Origin of the sequence: Cupriavidus neocaledonicus (genome assembly GCF_000372525.1) — a bacterium.
Lineage (GTDB): Bacteria > Pseudomonadota > Gammaproteobacteria > Burkholderiales > Burkholderiaceae > Cupriavidus > Cupriavidus neocaledonicus.
The window spans coordinates 25,945-45,206 of sequence record NZ_AQUR01000072.1 but is presented as its reverse complement, the minus strand read 5'-3'; the positions used below and the strand labels follow the sequence as shown (position 1 = coordinate 45,206).

Annotated in this window: 19 protein-coding genes; 14 read left to right on the top strand and 5 right to left on the bottom strand. The window is 66.3% G+C overall.

The window, feature by feature from the left end:
* Nucleotides 1-25 precede the first annotated feature (25 nt).
* From A3AG_RS34695 to metC, 6 genes are read left to right on the top strand one after another with little or no spacing between them, the layout of a single operon-like run.
* Complete coding sequence (locus tag A3AG_RS34695; protein WP_276307879.1) at nt 26-160, top strand: hypothetical protein; 135 nt, start codon at nt 26-28, stop codon at nt 158-160.
* The gene (locus A3AG_RS0104055) at nt 157-900 is read left to right on the top strand and encodes an amino acid ABC transporter permease (protein ID WP_018004185.1); all 744 of its coding nucleotides are present in this window, start codon (nt 157-159) and stop codon (nt 898-900) included. Before A3AG_RS34695 ends, A3AG_RS0104055 begins: the two co-directional genes overlap by 4 nt.
* Complete coding sequence (locus tag A3AG_RS0104050; protein ID WP_026163926.1) at nt 890-1,702, top strand: amino acid ABC transporter permease; 813 nt, start codon at nt 890-892, stop codon at nt 1,700-1,702. The genes A3AG_RS0104055 and A3AG_RS0104050 overlap by 11 nt, the downstream gene beginning before the upstream one ends.
* Complete coding sequence (locus tag A3AG_RS0104045) at nt 1,689-2,561, top strand: amino acid ABC transporter ATP-binding protein (protein ID WP_018004183.1); 873 nt, start codon at nt 1,689-1,691, stop codon at nt 2,559-2,561. The genes A3AG_RS0104050 and A3AG_RS0104045 overlap by 14 nt, the downstream gene beginning before the upstream one ends.
* A complete protein-coding gene (locus A3AG_RS0104040) occupies nt 2,558-3,181 on the top strand; it encodes a cysteine dioxygenase family protein (RefSeq protein ID WP_018004182.1) in 624 nt (207 codons plus the stop codon). The genes A3AG_RS0104045 and A3AG_RS0104040 overlap by 4 nt, the downstream gene beginning before the upstream one ends.
* Entirely contained in the window at nt 3,178-4,359 is a 1,182-nt protein-coding gene (gene metC / locus A3AG_RS0104035; RefSeq protein WP_026163925.1) for a cystathionine beta-lyase, read from the top strand. Before A3AG_RS0104040 ends, metC begins: the two co-directional genes overlap by 4 nt.
* A gap of 103 nt (nt 4,360-4,462) precedes the next feature.
* Here metC and A3AG_RS0104030 read toward each other — a convergent pair whose 3' ends face one another.
* The 3 genes from A3AG_RS0104030 to A3AG_RS0104020 are packed head-to-tail and all read right to left on the bottom strand — an operon-like array spanning nt 4,463 to nt 8,601.
* The gene (locus A3AG_RS0104030) at nt 4,463-5,266 is read right to left on the bottom strand and encodes a transporter substrate-binding domain-containing protein (RefSeq protein WP_018004180.1); all 804 of its coding nucleotides are present in this window, start codon (nt 5,264-5,266) and stop codon (nt 4,463-4,465) included.
* 54 nt (nt 5,267-5,320) lie between these two features.
* Nucleotides 5,321-6,376: a succinylglutamate desuccinylase/aspartoacylase family protein gene (locus tag A3AG_RS0104025; protein ID WP_018004179.1), complete on the bottom strand. Its 1,056-nt coding sequence runs from the start codon at nt 6,374-6,376 to the stop codon at nt 5,321-5,323.
* Between the two features lie 2 nt (nt 6,377-6,378).
* Nucleotides 6,379-8,601: a rhodanese-like domain-containing protein gene (locus A3AG_RS0104020; protein WP_026163924.1), complete on the bottom strand. Its 2,223-nt coding sequence runs from the start codon at nt 8,599-8,601 to the stop codon at nt 6,379-6,381.
* 223 nt (nt 8,602-8,824) lie between these two features.
* Between A3AG_RS0104020 and A3AG_RS0104015 the strand changes: the two genes are divergently transcribed.
* Both A3AG_RS0104015 and A3AG_RS0104010 read left to right on the top strand, forming a co-directional pair.
* Nucleotides 8,825-9,811: a tripartite tricarboxylate transporter substrate-binding protein gene (locus A3AG_RS0104015; RefSeq protein WP_026163923.1), complete on the top strand. Its 987-nt coding sequence runs from the start codon at nt 8,825-8,827 to the stop codon at nt 9,809-9,811.
* A 23-nt stretch (nt 9,812-9,834) separates the two neighbouring features.
* The gene (locus tag A3AG_RS0104010; protein WP_018004177.1) at nt 9,835-11,469 is read left to right on the top strand and encodes a rhodanese-like domain-containing protein; all 1,635 of its coding nucleotides are present in this window, start codon (nt 9,835-9,837) and stop codon (nt 11,467-11,469) included.
* 58 nt (nt 11,470-11,527) lie between these two features.
* Here the strand turns inward: A3AG_RS0104010 and A3AG_RS0104005 are convergent, their stop codons facing one another.
* Nucleotides 11,528-12,358, bottom strand: a complete 831-nt coding sequence (locus tag A3AG_RS0104005) for a substrate-binding domain-containing protein (protein ID WP_018004176.1) — start codon at nt 12,356-12,358, stop codon at nt 11,528-11,530.
* 40 nt (nt 12,359-12,398) lie between these two features.
* On the bottom strand, nt 12,399-13,325 hold the full coding sequence (locus A3AG_RS0104000; protein WP_020384431.1) for a tripartite tricarboxylate transporter substrate binding protein: 927 nt from the start codon (nt 13,323-13,325) through the stop codon (nt 12,399-12,401).
* 160 nt (nt 13,326-13,485) lie between these two features.
* Between A3AG_RS0104000 and A3AG_RS0103995 the strand changes: the two genes are divergently transcribed.
* The 6 genes from A3AG_RS0103995 to A3AG_RS0103970 all read left to right on the top strand — a co-directional run bounded on the left by A3AG_RS0103995 (nt 13,486) and on the right by A3AG_RS0103970 (nt 19,203).
* Nucleotides 13,486-14,388, top strand: coding sequence for a LysR family transcriptional regulator (locus tag A3AG_RS0103995; RefSeq protein WP_026163922.1), 903 nt, complete (start codon nt 13,486-13,488; stop codon nt 14,386-14,388).
* A gap of 903 nt (nt 14,389-15,291) precedes the next feature.
* Nucleotides 15,292-15,927, top strand: a complete 636-nt coding sequence (locus A3AG_RS0103990) for a nitroreductase family protein (protein ID WP_026163921.1) — start codon at nt 15,292-15,294, stop codon at nt 15,925-15,927.
* A gap of 186 nt (nt 15,928-16,113) precedes the next feature.
* Nucleotides 16,114-16,659, top strand: coding sequence for a carboxymuconolactone decarboxylase family protein (locus A3AG_RS0103985; protein ID WP_018004172.1), 546 nt, complete (start codon nt 16,114-16,116; stop codon nt 16,657-16,659).
* 149 nt (nt 16,660-16,808) lie between these two features.
* The gene (locus tag A3AG_RS0103980) at nt 16,809-17,504 is read left to right on the top strand and encodes a glutathione S-transferase N-terminal domain-containing protein (RefSeq protein ID WP_018004171.1); all 696 of its coding nucleotides are present in this window, start codon (nt 16,809-16,811) and stop codon (nt 17,502-17,504) included.
* Between the two features lie 179 nt (nt 17,505-17,683).
* The gene (locus tag A3AG_RS0103975; protein ID WP_018004170.1) at nt 17,684-18,133 is read left to right on the top strand and encodes a GNAT family N-acetyltransferase; all 450 of its coding nucleotides are present in this window, start codon (nt 17,684-17,686) and stop codon (nt 18,131-18,133) included.
* 113 nt (nt 18,134-18,246) lie between these two features.
* A complete protein-coding gene (locus A3AG_RS0103970) occupies nt 18,247-19,203 on the top strand; it encodes an AraC family transcriptional regulator (RefSeq protein WP_018004169.1) in 957 nt (318 codons plus the stop codon).
* The last annotated feature ends 59 nt before the right edge of the window (nt 19,204-19,262 follow it).

Sequence of the window (19,262 nt, the reverse complement as noted above, 5' to 3'; positions counted from 1 at the left end):
CGCTGCGTTACGGCGCCTTTCCGAAATGAACAGAGTCTCCCTTCGCTTCGCCGCCATCTCGCCGGGCGACTTCGCCGTCCTTGCAGAGCGCAAAAAAGCCATGAAGGCACGCCGACTTGGCTATGCGTTGCAGCCGGCGCAAGCGGGGGCGGCGGCATGACCGATTTGCTCGCATCCGTTGTCGCCACGCTCAAGCCGCTCGGGCTTAACTATGCCTTCGTCCTCGACGCCGGCGAACGTTCAGCGTTCCTGCGTGGCCTGGTCGTGACGCTGGAGCTCTGTCTGCTCACCATTCCCTGCAGCCTCGCCGCCGGCATCGTGCTGGCGGCCATGCTCACGTCGGGCCGCCGCGCCCTTGCCGCACCGGCACGCGCCTTTGTCGAACTTACCCGCAACACGCCCACGCTGGTACAGCTCTACTGCGCGTTCCTGGTGCTCAACATGCTGATCACCCAGCAGCTGGCCAGCCGCGGCACCGGCAATCCGCTGACGCCGTTCGTCTGGGTGGTGATCGTGGTCTCGCTGCACAAGGCGGTGTTCCATGCCGAGGCGCTGCGTGCCGGTATCGAGGCGGTGCCGCGCATCACGCTGGAAGCGGCGCGTTCGCTGGCCTTTTCGCGGCGGCAGTTGCTGCTCCGGGTCGAACTGCCGCTGGCGGTGCGCTTTGCGTTGCCGGCACTGGTCAACAACGTGGTGGACCTCGTCAAGATGACTGCCGTGGCGTCGGCCATCGCGGTCGGCGACGTGACCTATGAATCCATCATGATCTGGACCCAGCGCGACAACGTGCTCGAACTGCTGTTGCTGATCCTGGCCTGGTTCGGCCTGCTGACCTGGCTGGTCAGCCGTGCAGGTCGCTGGCTGGAACGCCACCTGAGGATGCCCGGCTATGGCCAGTGATTCGATTCTCCCGGCCGCTTTCGGGCGATCCGGGTTGCCGGCACGCGCGCTGCGCGATCCATGGATGCTGGTGCTTGCGGCACTGACGGCACTGCTGCTGTTCTGGAGCGTCACGGGCAGCGCGCCGGCCGCGGTCCGCAGTCTCTGGACCTGGACTCCCGCGCTGCTGCGCGGGCTGCTGGCCAACATCGAGATCAGCGTATTCGCCATGGGGATCGGCACCGTCGTCGGCCTGGTGATCGGCGCGCTGTCCTTGTCATCGCACGCAGCGCTACGCGTGTTCACGCGCAGCTGGGTGCAGGCTTTCCGCAACGCACCGGTGCTGGTACTGGTTTACTTCACCACCTATGTATTCCCGTTCGAGCTGCACCTGGTGCACTGGACGTTTCCGTTCCCGGACTGGGTCAAGGTTGTGCTGGGCCTTGCATTGCCGGCAAGCGCCAACGTTGCCGAGATCTTCCGCGGCGCGATCCAGTCGATTCCGAGCGCGCAATGGGAAGCGGCGCAGTCGCTCGCCTTGCGCCGCCGCCAGATCTTCCGCCTTGTCGTGCTGCCGCAATGCCTGCGGCGCATGCTGCCACCATGGATGAACCTGTACGCCAGCATCACCATGAGCACGTCGCTGGCATCGCTGGTCGGCGTGCACGACGTGGTCGACACCGCGCAGGTTGCCAGCAACACCGTGGCGCGCACCGACTTCACGATCCTCGTCTATTTCACGCTGCTGGCCCTGTTTTTTGCCTATTGCTATCCGATTGCGCGCGCAACTCGTGCGCTGGAACGCCGCCATGAACGCCACTGAGTCCTTCCTGCGCCGGGACACCGGCAGCCATGCCCCAACGCCGCTGGTACAGCTGCGCGACGTCCACCTCAGCTTTGGCGCGAACGCGGTGCTCAATGGCATCGATGTCGACGTGCGCCGCGGCGAAGCCGTCACCATCATCGGCCCGTCCGGATCCGGCAAGAGCACCATCTTGCGCTGCATCACCGGGCTGCTGCAGCCGCAGCGCGGGCAGATTCGCGTCGGCGATACCGCCGTCGAGGCCTTGCGCGGCGAGGACGAGTTCATCGCATTGCGCAAGCGGGTGGGCTTTGTGTTCCAGCAGTACAACCTGTTCCCGCACCTGACGGTGCTGGAGAACCTGGTGCTTGCCCCGACCCGGGTCATCGGCCGCCCGCGCGCCGACGCCGAGCGCGAGGCGCATGCGCTGCTCGCCAGGGTGCGGCTCGCGGAAAAGGCCAGTGCCTACCCCGGCGAGCTCTCCGGCGGCCAGCAACAGCGCGTTGCGATCGCGCGCGCGCTGGCGATGCAGCCCGAGCTGATCCTGTTCGACGAGGTGACCTCCGCGCTCGATCCCGAGACCGTTGGCGAAGTGCTGACCGTGATCCGCGAGCTGGTCGAAGACGGCATGACCTGCGTGCTGGTGACGCATGAAATGCGCTTCGCCGCCGAGATCAGCGACCAGATCTACTTTACCGAGGCCGGCCGCATCGTCGAGCACGGCCCGCCGGCCCAGATCTTCGGCAAGCCGCAGCAGGAACGCACCCGCGCGTTCCTGCGCCGCGCGCTGGGTGCAATCCCCCGCCTGCCGGCCGAGTTCGATGCCGCCTTCGCGCCGGCGCCTTCCCTCTATCCCGCTGACGGAGTCTCCGCACCATGAGCCATTCCTCTCCCGCCGAACGCCAGGCCGCCCGCGGCCAGGCAGTGGCCGACGCACTGAACGACATCCGCCGCCTGGCCGCGGGCCAGCCCGACCGCGACGCGCTCGATGCCGTTGCCACGCGCCTGCAGGCACTGGCCGCGCAGCGCGAACTGTTCACCCGCGAGGACTTTCCACCGCCGGCGGAGACCGCCAGCGGCGCCTCGACGCGCTACCGCCTGAACCCCGATGATGGCGACGACGCTGCCGCGCTGTACCTGAACTCGATCAACCCGGGCAAGACCACCATTCCGCACAACCACGACACCTGGGCCGTGATCGTCGCCGTGGAAGGCCGCGAGTTCAACCGGGTCTACCGCCGCACCGACGATCGCAGCGACCCGGGGTTCGCCCGGCTGGAGGTCGCGCGCGAACTGACGGTCGAGCCCGGCACGCCGATCGCCTTCCTGCCTGACGACATCCACAGCATCCACGTGGTGGGCGACGCACCGACGCTGCATTTCCACTGCTATGGCCGCCCGCTTGAAACGCTGACGGGCCGCTACGGCGTGCATCCGGAGACCGGCGAGATCGTCAATTACAACGCCACGCAGATGCAACCGAGCAAGGTGGTGGCATGAGCGACGCGGGCAGACATACGCGATTGCTGCATGCGGGGGCGCCGACGCTGCGCGATGGCGCGGGCCCGGTCAATGTACCCGTGGTCAGGACGAGCACGGTGCGCTTTGCCAGCCAACAGGCGCTGGAATCGCGCCAGCACCGCCGTGCCGCAGGCGAACGCATCGCCTCCTACGGCCGCCACGGGCTGGACACGCATGAGGCACTGGAAGACGCGCTGACCACGCTCGAAGGCGGGCATCGCGCATTCCTGGCGCCCTCCGGGCTGTCGGCGATCACGCTGGTGCTGCTTGCCCTGCTCGGCCCGGGCGACCATGTGCTGGTCTCCGACAGCGTCTATGCGCCCGTGCGCCGCGTCGACAAGACGCTGCTGCGGCACCTGGGCGTCACCGTCGAATACTTTTCGCCGGCGCATGACGACCTTGCCGCGCTGATCCGGCCCGGGACCAGGCTCGTCTACCTGGAATCGCCGGGGTCCTTGCTGTTCGAGGTGCTCGATTTGCCAAAGCTGGCGTCAGTGGCGCGCGAACGCGGCGTGACGGTAGCCGTGGACAATACCTGGAGCGGCGGATGGTTCCTGCAGCCCCTGAAACTCGGCGCCAATATCTCGATCCAGGCTGCGACCAAGTATATTGCCGGGCATGCCGACGTGATGCAGGGCGCGGTGGTCGTGGACAGCGCCGCGCTGGCGGAACGCGTCGCCACCACGCACGAGGCGCTGGGCCTTGCCATCGGTGCCGACGACGCCTACCTGTCACTGCGGGGCCTGCGCACGCTGCCGTTGCGCCTGGCCCAGCACCAGCGCAATGCCACCCAGGTCGCGCAATGGCTGCAGCGTCATCCGCAGGTGGGCCGCGTTTTTTACCCGGCGCTGCCCGAAGACCCTGGCCACGCGCTGTGGCAACGCGACTTCAGCGGCGCCAGCGGCCTGGTGTCGTTCGCGTTCCGCGATGCCGGGGCCAGCGCGGGCACTGCGTTCGTCGACGCCTTGCGGTGGTTCTCGATCGGCGCGTCCTGGGGCGGGTATGAAAGCCTGGCGCTGGTCGCCCCGCCGGAACGGCTGCGCGAACACCGGGCCTGGCAAGGCAATGGACCCGTGGTGCGGCTGCACGTCGGACTTGAAGACACACAGGACCTGCTGGCCGACCTGGACCAGGCATTCCACCTCACAGTGGCCTGATATGCGCTGCGCCCGCCGCGGTTGGACCCGAACCGGGGTGGCCACTTGCAGCCGGCGTGGTTGCGGCGATGATGGCGCCGGCGGTGGCCCCGGTCGCGGCGCGCTAGGGCTTGCCGGCATACTGCTGCCGCAGTTCCACCAGCAGCGGCGAGCGCGGCACCAGGTCGAGGCGGGCCTCGAGCCCGATCAGCCAGCCGGAGCCGTGCAGGCGCTGCAGCACCCCGTCCACCGCCGCGGCGGTGTCCTTCTCGCCCTTGCGTACCCATGCCACCTGGGGCGCCGGATCTACCTCCTCGGGCAGCACGGCGTAATCCCGCCATTGCGGATCGCGGGCCACAAGCTGGTTCAGTGTCAGGCTCTCATGGACCGCGGCCACGCACGACGCGCCACCACGCAGTGCCAGCAACGACTCCGCCATGCCCTTGAAGCCCTTGAGTTCGGCGCCGTAGGTAGCCGCCAGCGGCCTGGCGTAGCTGCTGCCCTGCGACAGGCACACCGATTTGCCGCGCAGGTCTTCCCAGCGGCGAATACCGCTGCGCTTCAGGAAGATCGCGGTGCCGCCGTTGCGGTAATAAGGGGTCGGCACATGGTCGAGCAGCGTGGTGCGCTCCGGCGTCAGCAGCATGCTGGCCACCAGCAGGTCGACCTTCCCTTGCTGGAGGAATTGCACGCGATTGGCGGGCAGCACCGGCACCAGTTCGGCCTGTACCGACAGTTCACTGGCGATCTTGCGCGCGAGTTCGGGGTTGAAGCCGACGGGCTGGCCGGTGCCCGGATCGATCGAGCCAAAGGCGCTGTTGCCATTGACGATCACGCCGATGGCAATCTTGCCGCGCTCGCGAATGCGATCGAGGGTGGCGTCCGCCCTGGCCGCCGGCATCGCGGCACAGAAGGCGAGGGGCAGCATGGCGAGCGCCTTGCGGCGCCCGGGTCGTGACGTCTGTTTCATCAGCAAGCCGTTTCAGGAATAAGTTGACGGAAGGCCGTCGGCGAGCTGATACAGGCAGTCGCCGCGTTGCGTCAGCGCGGGAACGCGCTTGCAGATGACCAGGCCGCCCGCCGGGAAATGCACGGTCACCGGCTCGCGTTCAGGCCGCTCGGGTGTGTGCAGCCTTGCCGCGGGCTGGCCGGCTTCGACCCGCTCTCCGAGTTGCACGAGCGGCTCGAAGACACCGTCGTCGTACGCGTAGACATAGTGCCGCCCACGGTCCACCCGCAGCAGCCGCGTGTCGTGCGGTGGGCCCGGCGGCACCAGTGGTCCTTCCAGCACCCCCAGATGTCCCAGCAGATGCAGCGTGCCTTGCCAGGCGCTGTCCAGCACGGCCGTGTCCACGGTGCCCGCACCGCCCAGCTCGGTCAGCAGTCCGAGCACGCCGTTGCGGCGCGCCGCGGCAAGCAGGCCAACGGGGTTGGGACTCTCGTTGATGACGCCATGCGGCAAGCCAAAGGCCGCCACCGCATCCAGCACACGCCGATGACGCACCGGATCGGGATCCGCCTGGGCGAACAGCGTCGCGCCGTGGTACTGGAGCGAGCTGCCGCCGGAATGCAGGTCGATCACCACATCCACGCGCGGCAGCAGGCTGCGCTCGATATAGTCGGCAATGACCTGAGTCGGGGTACCGCGCGGATCGCCGGGAAAGCTGCGATTCAGGTTGCCGCCGTCCAGCGGCGAGGTGCGCAGGCCGGCTTGCGCGGCCGGGTAGTTCGCCATCGGCAGCAGGATCAGGCGGCCCCGCACATGCTCGGCGGCCACTTCGCGGATCAGGCGCGACACCAGGATCTGGCCTTCGTATTCGTCGCCGTGATTGCCGGCCATCACCAGCACGGCGGGACCATCGCCCCTGCCAGTCGATGCAGTCGATGCGATCGATGCGATCGGAATAGGCAGCCAGCCGTAGGCCGAGCGGTGCACCGAATGCGGCAGGCGCAGGTGGCCCACCTGCTTGCCCGGACGTTCGAAATCGATCTCGCTATGGATCGGAGATGCGATCGGCGGGACGTGCGCGACGCTCATGTTCAGTGCGCCAGCAGCCGGATGCCGATATCCCCCTCGCGCTCGAGCTGCGCGACCAGCCCGATCTCCCAGTCCAGGTAGGCGCGGAAGCCCGCGTCGCGCTGCGCCACATCGGCGTGGTGGTACGGGCTGTACCAGTGATCGTCCTCACCGGTCAGCACGCCCTGCGCGCCGCTGCCCGTGGGCAGGCCAGCCGCCGTCCAGGCTTGCGTGCCGCCGGCCAGGAAGCGCACGTCACGGCCGCTGCGCGCCCCCAGTTCTGCCGCCACGATGCGTGCGAGGACGCCATCCGACGACGTGATCAGCACCGCGTCATCGACGGGAATGTGGGCAATCAGCGCCTCCAGCCGGTCCGGCACAGCGAACCGGGCGCCGGCAACATGGCGCTTCTCATAGGCGGCGCGGCGCTCGACTTCGAAGATGCGCGCGCGGCCCGCCTGCAACAGCGCATCGGCCTGCTGCACGGACACCGACTGCGCCGCCGGTCGCGACGACAGCACGCGCAGCGGCTCCGGGCCGGTGTCCACCGCGGCGTCAGCCGGCGGGGCATACACGAACACCTCGTGCGCGCCCAGTTGCGCCAGCCACGCGCCGGTGGTCAGCGCCCGCACGCCATCCCAGTCGGCAAGCACGATCCGCGCATGGCGCGTTGCCGCGTATTCATCGGTTGCCTGCACCAGTTGCCCGCCTGGCGCCCAGCGCCAGCCCGGCAGGTGGCCCGACTCGTATTCGCCTCGCGTGCGCACATCGAAGCGATACAAGGTGTGCTGGCCGGCTTCGCGCTCCAACCGCGCCAGGCCGTCGTCATCGAGACGGCGCACGCCGGCGCGGGCGGCGACGGCCTCGGCGCGGGCACGGGCGGCTTCACGGGTCGCCCGGGCCGGCTCGGGCAGCGGCGTATGGCGTCCGTGCGCCAGCGTGCGGCCCTCCAGCAGCCAGGCCATGGTGCCGTCCTTGAGCGAAACCACGGGGTTGGGCACCCCGGCGTCGATCAGCGTCTGGGCACCGACGATGCTGCGGGTGCGCCCCGCGCAGTTGACCACGACCAGCGTTTCCGGCCGGGGCGCCAGCTCGCCGATGCGATAGACCAGTTCCGCGCCGGGCAGGCTGTGCGCGAACGGCAGGCTGAAGTCGGCAAATTCCTCGGTGGTGCGGCTGTCTACCACCACCAGGTCGTCGCCACGCTCGATGCGTTGCTGCAGTTCGTCGGCGCTGATCCATGGCGTGTGCTTCCGGTGCTCGATCACTTCGCCAAAGGCCTTGCCCGGCACGTTGCTGCCGCTGAAGATCTCGAACCCGGCCGCCACCCATGCCTGCGTGCCGCCGGTGAGCACCGACACGTTGCGCCAGCCCAGGCGCAGCAGCTTGGCCGCGGCCTGGTGCGCCAGGCTATCGCCGCCCTCGCCGCCATCGGTCAGCACGATGCGGGTGTCGCGGCGCGGCACCAGCCTGTCGGCCAGCAGCTCCAGCCGCCACAACGGCGCGGAGGCCGCAAGCAGCAGATGCCCGCGCACGAAGACCCCGGTCTCGCGCACATCCAGCAGCGCGATCTCGTCGCCGTCCGCCAGCGCCGCCTTCAGCGCGACCGCATCGATGACGGCATGGGCGATATGCCTGGGCGGGCCGAAATGCCGATAGCGGCCGCCGGCGGCACCTTCGAACACCACGCGCCCGCCCAGCCGGTCCAGCGCCAGGCCATAGAAATGCAGGTGCAGTCCGGGCTCGTCGCCAACCAGCTCGATGGTATGGACGTCGTCGGGCAACAGCGTCACGGAGCTGCCGCTGACGACATCGCTGCGGCCGGTCTCGGTCAGGCGATCGCGTGCGGGGTCATCCGTGGCCTCGCGACGATAGAAGACATTGCGCTCATTGCCGGCGATGCCGGCAATGATGGCCCAGGTGGTGTGGTCATGCGGTGGCTGCGCCTTGCCAGGCAGTCCGGCCGACACGTACAGCGCATAGCGGCCATCGAGATCTTCCGACAGGCGATAGACCTGCGCGGGATTGTCGGCTGAAACCGGAAAGTGCGCCGACGGGAACAGGTCGCGTTGCGCGCCCAGCCGCTCCAGCGCCCGCGCCACCGTCTGCAGCGTCTCGCGGTCGGCATGCCCTGCACGCTCCAGCAACCGTCTTGCGTCGGCGATGAATGCGGCCACGGCCGCGTGGCGCCGGCTGGCAACGTCGCTGCCCGGCACCGCTGATGGGGAAAGGTTCTGTTGGGTCATGCGGCGACTGTAACGCCGCGACCAGAGCGGTGCCAAAGAAGGCTTTCGCGTATCGACATGCTGTCCGCTTCCACCCCGACCGGCCGTCGCCACCACGCACACCGCATATCCATAGGCTCAAACATTCGTTGGTGCGGGTCGGCCGGCTTCGTAAGCTTGACGGTCCGATTGGCCGTCATGCAAGCACCCACGACGGCCTGCAGGCTCTCGTCAGGTCATCGCCATGCTCCGCCGCAACGTTCTCCGCGCCCTCCTTGTCCTTTCGCCAGCGATGCTGGCTGCCCACCCGCTTGCGGCAACCGCCGCCGATGGCACGTTTCCCGCGCGGCCAGTGCGCATCGTGGTGCCGGTGGCGCCCGGCGGCAGCGCTGACAAGCTGGCGCGCACCCTTGCCACCCGGCTCAGCGAAGTGTGGCAGCAGCCGGTGGTGGTGGACAACGTGGTCGGCGCCAGCGGCACCATCGGCGCGGCGCAGGTGGCCAAGGCCCGCCCCGATGGTCACGTGCTGCTGCTTGGCGGCGAAGGCGTAACGCTCAATGCCTCGCTGTACAAGCACCTGCCGTATGACACCAGCCATGCCTTTCGCGGCGTCACCAAGGCCGTGGTGAACCCGCAGGTGCTGGTGGTCAGGCCGGACCTGGGGGTAAAGAGCTTCCAGGATTACCTGGCCCTGGCGCGCCGCAAGCCGGGGGAACTGGCACTCGGGCTGCCCGGCAATGGCGGCATCGCGCACGTCGCGCATGAGATGCTGTCGCGCCAGCTGGGCTTCAAGGTCAACTACATTCCCTATGCCGGTGGAGCGCCGGCTACGGTGGACCTGCTCGGCGGCCACATCGACGCCACGCTGATTACCCTGGCTGCCGTGACCGACTATGTCAGGGCCGGCAAGCTCACGGCGCTGGCGGTCACGACGCCCTATCGCTCCAGGGCACTGCCTCATGTACCCACGCTGGCAGAAGCCGGCGCCGCGGGATTCTCCGTGGAGAGCTGGCAGGGACTGCTTGCCCCCGCTGCAACCCCGGCCGCCGTGGTGGATCGCATCAGCCGCGACGTGGCGGCGGTGCTGCACGCACCCGCCACGCGCAGCCAACTCGAAGACGCGGGCTATGTCGTGGTCGCCTCGTCGGCGCAGGAACTGGATGCCACGCTGTCGCGCGACCTGCCCCGATACGCCGCCGTGATCGCCTCTTCGGGCATCGCCTTGCGCTGAGCCCACATCCCCCATTGACCGACATGACCCATACCATCGACGCCACCACGCTGCGCACGTGGCTGAATGACGGCCAGTCGCTGGCCTTGTTCGACGTGCGCGAGCATGGCCAGTACGGCGAAGGCCACCCCTTCTTTGCCGTGCCTCTGCCGTATAGCCGCCTCGAGCTGGAAGTTGGCCGCCTGGCCCCGCGCCGCACCGAGCGTATCGTGCTGTTCGACGACGGTGCCGGTGACGTGGCAACGCGCGCGGCGCGGCGGCTTGCGACACTGGGCTACGCTGACGTGACGCTGCTGGCCGGCGGTGCACCGGCGTGGGCGGCTGCCGGATACACCTTGTTCAAAGGCGTGAACGTGCCATCCAAGACGTTTGGCGAATGGGTCGAGCATCGCCAGCACACCCCGCATCTGAGCGCCGATGCGCTGGTCGCACGCCGCGCCGCCGGTGAGCCGTTCGTGCTCGTTGACGGCCGTACCGACGAAGAACACCGCAAGATGACCATCCCCGGGGCGCTGGGATGTCCCAACGGAGAGCTTGCGCTACGCCTGCCGGCCCTGCTGGCCAATCCAAATACGCCGGTCATCGTGCATTGCGCAGGGCGCACGCGCAGCATCATTGGCGCGCAGACGCTGCGCAACCTCGGCCTGCCCAACCCGGTGCTCGCGCTCGAGAACGGCACGCAGGGCTGGTATCTCGCCGGCCATGCGCTGGAACACGGCAGCGAGCGGTTCGCCGACGCCCGACCCTCCGCCCCGCTCCTGCAGCTTGCGCGCGATCGCTCCGCCCGACTGCTGCAGCGCTTCGGCCTGCCGTCGCTTTCGACGGCACAGGCGCAGCAATGGCTGGATGACGAGCACCGCACGACCTATCTTTTCGATATCCGCACCGCGGAAGAATTCGCCCGGCGCTCGATCGACGGCGCCGTCCACGCCCCCGGCGGGCAACTGATCCAGGCCACGGACCGCTACATCGGGGTGCGCGGCAGCCGTGTCATCGTGTTCGACGATGACGGTGTGCGCGCCCCGGTGATCGCCAGCTGGCTGCACCAGCTTGGCTTTTACAGCGCCGTCCTTGCCGAAGGCATCGGTGCGGCGCTCACGGTGCCGGCGAGGCCGCGGCCGGACCTTGGTGCGGGCCCGCGTGTACTCGGCGTCGGTCAGCTGCGCGCGCTGCACGATGAAGCCGCGGCGCTGGCGGTCGTCGACCTGCGCGAGAGCGCGGCGTTCAATCAGGGCCACGCGCAAGGTTCCGTGTGGTCGATCCGGCCGCGCCTGCTGCAAGCCTTGCAGACGCTGGGTACGGCGCCGGACGATCCGGTGGTATTGCTCGCGAGCGAGGCCGAAGTGGCCGCCCTCGCGTGGAAAGACCTGCTGGAAGCGGGCTATGCCAATGTGTTCCGCACCGAGGCAGGCTACCAGACGTGGCTATCGGCCGGCCTGGCGCAAGCCGCCGAGGCCGGGCAGTTGCCGCCGGCGGCGCGCATCGACTACCTGTTCTTCGTGCATGATCGCCACGAGGGCAACCAGGATGCCGCCAGGGCATACCTGGCGTGGGAGACGGGGCTGATCGCCCAGTGCGAAGCCGATGAACTGCAAGGGTTCCGCGTTCCGGCGGAGACGCGCAACGCGTCATCCGAGGCGGGCAGGACAACGCCATAGCGCAACTGGAATGCGTGACGCTTGGTCGACGTAATCCGACCAATGTCCCCAACCTGGATCAACGCTTCTGCCCCTGCCCCTGCCCCAGGGCCGGAGGCGCCGGTGGCGGCAGCGGCGTGGCCACGGGCTCCAGCCCGGTGCTGCTGACGATCGATGCCGCCGCCGGCGAGGCCAGGAAACGGATGAAGCGGGTCGCTGCCGCGCTTTGCCCGCCCGCGGCCGTTCCCGCGGAAAAGAACACCCGCTGCTGCAGCTCGGCGGGCAGCGGCCCCACGTAGTCCAGTTCCTTGAAGGGCAGCAGCTCGCTGACCTGCTGGAAGCCGATCTCGGCATCGCCCCGCGCCACCACGGCGCCGACCCGCTCGCTGTAGATCTTGCGCGCCTTGTCCTGGATCTGCTCCGCCACGCCAAGCCGGGGGAACAGCTCGGTGGAGAGATACGTCCCGCTGGCACTGGCCGAATAGGCGATGGACTTTGCGTTGAGCAGGGTCTGCTTCAGCGCCTCGACCGTGCTGATATCCGGCTTGGGCGTGCCCTTGCGCACGGACATGCCGATCAGCGAACGCGCCAGGTCGACCCGGCTGCCGGCGGCCACCTTGCCTTGCTCGACCAGCTTGTCCAGGCCCGAGTCCGCCAGGATCACGACATCGAAGCTCTCGCCACGCGCCAGCCTGCTGGGGATAGAGTCCGGCGCGTTGCCCATCGACGCGCCATAGGCGGTAATGACGCGGTCCTGCGTGGCGGCCTCATACAGCGGCACCAGTTGCTGGTAGGCCGCGGTAAAGCCGCCCGAGGTGATCACGCGGATCTCGTCGGCCCAGGCCGGCGCGGCCAGCCATAGCACGAACACCAGCAACGCGTGCCTGCCGGCCGGGATGTTCAGTTTCATGTTGTCTCCTCTGGTTCAGTCTTGCGGGCGCTGCCGCGCCTCAGTCTTCTTTCATGTTGGCGGCGCGCGCAATCGGGCCAAGCCGCGCTTTCTCGCCGGCAAGGAACCTGGTGAAGTCCGCCCGGGTCCCGCCCATCGGCTGGATCCCTTGCGGAATCAGCCTGGCCCGCAGTTCAGGCGACTTGATCGCGGCATCGATGGCCTTGTTCATCTTGTCCAGGATCGCGTCGGGGGTACCGCGCGGCGCGAAGACGCCGGACCAGTGACCGATAAAGACGCCGGGATAGCCGAGTTCCGCGGTGGTGGGCACGTCCGGCATCGCGGCAATGCGCGTATTCCACGTCGACGCGATCGCTCGCAGCTTGCCGCCCTTGACCTGCGGCAGCACCACGACGCTGGCCTCGGAGGTCGCGTCCACCTGCTTGCCCACCACGGCGACCATGCCTTCCGAGCCGCTCTTGTAGGGGATGATCTCGAGTCTTGCGCCAGTGGCCAGCTTCAGCATTTCCGCAACGAAGTGCGGCGTGCTTCCGGTTCCCGCCGTGGCGAAATTCAGGCTCTTTGCGCTTTTGCTGCTGGCCACGAGGCTCTTGAGGTCCTTGATCGGAGAGTCGGCGGATACCACGATGACCGACGGGCTGACGGCCAGCATGGCCACGGGCACCAGATCCTGCTCCTTGTACGGGAGGTGGGACTTGATCATGCCGTTGGTAATCACGCCGGCGGCGGGGGCCAGGAAGGTGTAGCCGTCCGGGGCGGACTTGGCTACGTAGTCGGCCCCCAGCACCGAGCCGGCGCCTGGCTTGTTCTCCACCACGATGGGCTGGCCAAGCTGCTTCGACGCCGCTTCGGCCACGGCGCGGGCCACCAGGTCGTTGGCGCCGCCGGGACCGAACGGCACCACGAACTTCACAGGCTTTGCGGGCCAGGCATCGGCCCAGGCGGAAAGGGTGCATGCGCTCAGCATCAGGGCGAGCGCGAAATGGCGGACAGCGGGTTTCAAGGCGGGTCTCCGGGATGCGTATTGTGTCTGCGCTTTTCGGCACGACACGACGTCCCGATCAGGCATTGCAAGGGTAGCCACACGAGACTATTCTGTGAATTGCAATGTTCTGATGATCTCATGCATGCCACGCATCAATTTCGCCCTTGAAGACCTGCAGGCCTTTGTCGCAACCGCTGAAAAGGGCAGTTTCCGCATGGCGGCCGAGGCGCTGCATATTTCGCAACCGGCACTGAGCCGGCGCATCGAAAAGCTGGAAACAACGCTGGGCTCGCGCCTGCTGGACCGGACCACGCGCCGGGTGGAGGTGACCCATGTCGGCCGCCAGTTCCTGGAAGAGGCCCGCGCCGCGCTCGATATCCTGGACAACGCCGTGTTCCGGCTCGGCGACGAAGCAGCGCTGCAACGCGGCCTGGTGACCGTGGCAGCGATACCGTCTGCCGCCCTGCATTGCCTGCCCCATGCGATCCGCGCGTTTGCCGGGCGGCATCCCGGCGTGCGCGTGCGCGTGGTCGACGAAAGCGCCAGCAGCGTACTGGCCAGCGTACTGTCCGGAGAATCGGATTTCGGCCTTAACTTCATGGGCGCGCAGGAGCCCAATATCGACTTTCGCGCCATCCGCGCCGAACGCTACCGGCTGGCAATGCGGCGGGACCACGAATGGGCCGGGCGGGAACGCGTGGCCTGGCAGGAACTGGCCGGACAACGGATGGTCAGCGTGTCCCGGCACAGCGGCAATCGCGCCCTGATCGAGAACGCCATCGCCCATCTCGAACAGCGGCCGACCATTCACTACGAGGCCAACCACGTCGTTGGCGTGCTGGCGCTGGTCGAGGCCGGCCTTGGCATGGCCGTGCTGCCTGGCATGGCGGTGCCGCCGGACCATCCCCGGCTTTGCGCCGTGCCGCTGGTCGAGCCGGATGTAGACCGCGTACTGGCGCTGATACGCCGGCGGGACAAGCCACTGCAGCCCGCCGCGCAGGCGTTGTACGAGACCATCTCGTTGTCGATGGCGGGTGACGCCTGACGAAGGGACCGGCTCGGACGGGTCAGGTGCCAACGAGGTGCGGCGGCACGGTCGCGGTGATCGGCGCGGGCGTGCTGACGGAGAATGGCCATATGACGTTCTCGCGCACACATACCAGATGGTTGCTCAGCGATACCTATCCTGATGCGCCGGAGCAATGAGCGCGTGCTGTTTGTCTACGATGTCGAACGCGGCATGCGCTTCGATATCGGCACGAGCACCGGGTTGGCGCGATGGAGATCTAGCAGCGCCAACGTTGCAGGTAATCGGTGCGCGCAAATTAATCGCACTTGGTCCCAGTTCTTCTGTTACCGGACTAGGAATCCCAATTGTCGGCGCCTTCTGCACTGACCTATGCGGCAATTCACCCACTACGTCAGCGCATCCAGCAGTCCTTTTTGCCTGCTGCCAGTCGGCGGTGTCGAACGGGCAGTTCGCCCTTGAGCCGATACAGTTCCGCTTCGTAATAGCGCTCTCCCGTGTTGCTCGTCATGACCAACGCGTCCTCCAGCGAGTCCGGTCCCGCCTGAACTTGTCCAGCATTCCGATAGGCTTGAGCCAGCAGGGCCAGAGAATTCAGCCTCGCGCGCGGTCTAGTTTTCGCGGCTGAAGGCTTCCGGCGGTGGCAATCACCGCGCGGGGTACCGCGTTGGTCGCACGTACCGCAGCCGCATGACCACGTGCTGGAACCGTACCGCAAAAGTCGCTCGTCATTGCCGCGCTGAAGGTGAAGGATGGGTCGCGTCGTTGTTTGATCCTTTTGGGCATTTTATTGATCACAGGTAGGCTCGAAATCGGTATCGGGTCCGCCTAAAGTTGAGGCTCCTAACCACCTGATGCAAGGGTCGCACCATGAGCCGTATCGCTATTCCCGTCATCGGGTCCGCCACCGTCGCCACCGCTATGCCCAACGAAACTACCAAGACCAATGCCGTCATCGAATGTATCTTGAGCCGCAGCGCCGCCAAGTATTACGACCCTGCCGCAATCTTGAATGACGACCAAATCCGCGAGCTGGTGCGAATCGGTACCGCCGCGCCGACATCCTTCCACTTGCAGAACTGGCGTTTCATCGCCGTGCGCACACGTGAAGCCAAGGCTCGGCTGAGTCCGATCGCCTGGAATCAACCTGCGATCACCGATGCCGCCGTTACCTTCATCGTCTGCGGCCAACTGGCCGATTCCAGCGTAATACCGGAGCGTCTAGCTCCGTTGGTTGAAGCAGGCGTTATGCCGGCAACGATGGTGCCTGAATGGGAAATCCCTGCAAGGGATCTGTACATGGACTACCCGCAGCGCCAGCGCGACGAGGCCATACGCACTGGCACCTTCGGCGCGGCGGCGATGATCTATGCGGCCCGCTCGCTGGGACTGGGTTCGACGCCGATGATCGGATTCGATGCCGAAGCGGTGCACCGCGAGTTCGGACTGGCTGCAAACGAAGTACCGGTCATGCTGTTGTCCATCGGGGCAGAGCGCCCGGGAAACTGGGCGCAGAAGCCGCGGCGTCCTGTGGACGATGTGCTGGATTTGGTATAGGTGCGTCGACACGGCAGTGATCGCGCCGAACGACTAAGCGACCTTCAAGTGGGAGGCGGCCGCAAGGAACGTCCTACTTGAAGGCATGCCCAGCTTCGACCCAAGACTTGGGCACGAAGTAAGCCGAGGGGTAGTTCCCACGTGGCTTTCCCCAATTAGCAAAACCCGTAACTCACGGAGATTATGATGGCACGAGCAGCAGCCCTGAAGCCGGAACAGGTACCGGCCGATTCGAAACCCACCCTCGATGCGTTCACCAAGAGCATCGGGTTCACCCCCAACATGATGGCGACCTTCGCGCAAAGCCCGATCGCGTTCAACGCATGGGCAGGCCTGCTCGGCTCCCTGAGCAAGGCGCTGGACGTGAAGACGCGTGACGGCATCGGCCTCGCGGTCTCCGAAGTGAATGGCTGTAACTACTGTCTGGCGGTGCACAGCCTTACAGCCGAGCATATGGCCAAGCTGCCGGCCGAAGAAATCATTCTCGCTCGGAAGGGCCGCGCCAGCGACCCGAAGCGCGACGCCGCCCTCCAGTTTGCGCGCAAAGTCATCGAGACCCGCGGCCAGGTCAGTGACACCGATCTGAAAGCCGTCCGCGATGCCGGCTACACGGATGCGAACGTCATGGAGATCGTCGCGCTTGTGGCCATGTACTCCCTGACGAATTTTTTCAACAACGTGTTCGACCCCGAGAAGGACTTTCCTGCCGTCACGCCGGCCGGCTCGATCTGAACTTTATCCGGCCGCATCGACCCTCTCCGAGGGTCCTCGAAGGTGTCATCTGATGCGCGCGCAATGCCAAAGCCTGGACGCACCCAAGGAAGAATCTTGGAAACGTGTCCAGGCTCTCTGTATGTACGGCCGAGTCTGGGAGGAAGAACGTGACACTCACTCATCCAATTTTCACGCGCTGGCCGGCGCGGTACCCCGATCGGCTCCAGCTCTTTTCCTTACCGACGCCCAACGGAGTGAAGGTCGGCATCATGCTGGAGGAGACAGGCCTAGCCTATGAGCCGCACCGCATCGACATCATGGCGAATGAGAACCACGATTCGGCCTTCCTCGCGCTCAACCCCAATGGCAAGATTCCTGCGATCTACGATCCTGACGGTCCGAACGGACGGCCGCAGGCCTTGTTCGAATCGGGAGCGATCTTGATCTATCTCGCCGACAAGACGGGGCAGTTTCTCTCCACCGATCCCGGCACGCGCTACGAAACGATCCAGTGGCTGATGTGGCAGATGGGCGGTGTGGGGCCGATGTTCGGCCAGGTTGGCTTCTTCAACAAATTCGCCGGCAAAGCCTATGAGGACAAGCGCCCGCGCGACCGCTACGCAAACGAATCAGCGCGGCTGCTCGGTGTCCTCGACGAACGGCTCGCGGGCCGCGACTGGGTGATGGGCGCTGACTATAGCATCGCCGACATTTCGCTGCTTGGTTGGGTGCGTAACCTGATCGGCTTTTACGAAGCGCGCGAGATTGTTGGCTTCGACCGCTTTCTTCATGTTCAGATGTGGCTCGATCGCGGCCTCGCGCGTCCGGCTGTGCAGCGCGGGCTGGAAGTGACGGCGGCCTAGCCAGAAGCCCGGAGGGAAGGCTTCTGCGGGCCCCGCGAGCTGCGTGGACGCCGTTGCAGCGAACGGTACTTACAACTATGCACGGGCCAAAGAAGGCAGCAACATCTACGCAGCGACTACTGCCCGCCAGAGATGACGGCCAGTGCATGAATGCGCATCTTTTCTTTCTGGAATCTTCTATGCAATCAGTCGAGATCAAAGCCATTGATAACTACGATTTTGATATGTGGCTTCGGCTGTGGAAAGGCTATCAGCGATTTTACGGAGTGCATATCCCCGAGTCCGTGACGCTCAATACCTGGAGGCGTTTCTTGGACCCGGGCGAACCGATGCATGCAGCGCTTGCCATGGCGGGCGAGCAACCAATGGGGCTGGTGCATTCGATCTACCATCGCTCTACCTGGACGACGGGCGACTACTGCTATCTTCAAGACCTGTTTGTTGCTGACAATGCGCGTGGCGGCGGCATCGGTCGCTCGCTGATCGAGCATGTCTATGCGGAAGCGAAACGTCGCGGGGCGTCCCGTGTGCACTGGCTGACACACGAATCAAACCATAACGGCATGCAGCTTTACGACCGCATCGCTGATCGCTCAGGTTTCATCCAGTACCGAAAGCTATTGGCCTAACCCGCTGAGCGGGTACTGGTGTCCGATCAGCTCGTGCACTGGAGCCATGTGGTGCGTACAGCCGGTGTGCAATCGCAATAAGACGCTTGAGTGTTTCAAGTTCCCGAGGTCCTATGTCCCAAATTGACTGGCTGAGCCATTTCCTGCAAATGATTAACATCACCGGCCAGCTGGAGGTTCGCTGCATCTACGGTGCGCCGTGGCGTGTGGCCTGGGATCAGTCCGCGGCGCACGAAATTCCCTACCACGTGGTGCTCAAGGGCCGGGCCATTATTGAGGATCCGGAGACGGGAACGGCCAGAGAGTTAATGGGTGGAGATATCGTGCTGTTGCCCCACGGGTCGGCGCACGTGCTGCACGATGGCAGCGGGCATGCGCCCGCCCTTACCTACAATCGCCAAGGTTCTGCCGGATGGACGCTCAGCGAGAATGATGGTCAGGGCGAGCGTCTGGACATGTTGTGCGGGCGATTTTTCATCGGGCCGCCCCATCATCGGCTGATTCGCGATTACCTACCCACGACTCTCGCGGTACGGGCCATGGACGTCCGTGGTGAAGAGGGCATCGTGTCAGCGTCGAACCACCTGGCCAGCCTCGTGGGTCTGATGCGCATGGAGTCCACCGGCGACAGACCGGGCGGGCACGCCATGCTCAACGCGCTTAGCTTCGCGCTGTTCACACTGGTACTGCGCGCGGCGAGCGAATCCGAACAGGCCCCGGAAGGCTTGTTGGCGCTTGCTGGCCATCCACGACTGGCCCCGGCCATTTCCGCCATGTTCGCCGACCCGGCGCGACCCTGGAACCTATCTGATCTGGCCGACTTGTGCAGCATGTCACGCGCCACCTTCATGCGGCATTTTCAGGCCAATCTAGGGCGCTCGGCCAACGAACTGCTGACCGATATCCGAATGAGCTTGGCCGCCAACGAGCTGAAGAAGCCGGCGATGACCACTGAGGCCGTGGCCGACTCAGTCGGGTATCGATCCGTAGCGGCATTCCGGCGTATGTTCACCGACAAGATGGGGATGACGCCGGGGCAATGGCGCCGCTTGGCACGAGAAGCCGAGTAATGCGCTTCGCTTTCCGTGTGCAGCTTCGATGAGGCGCTAGACGCCGGCGATCCCTTCGG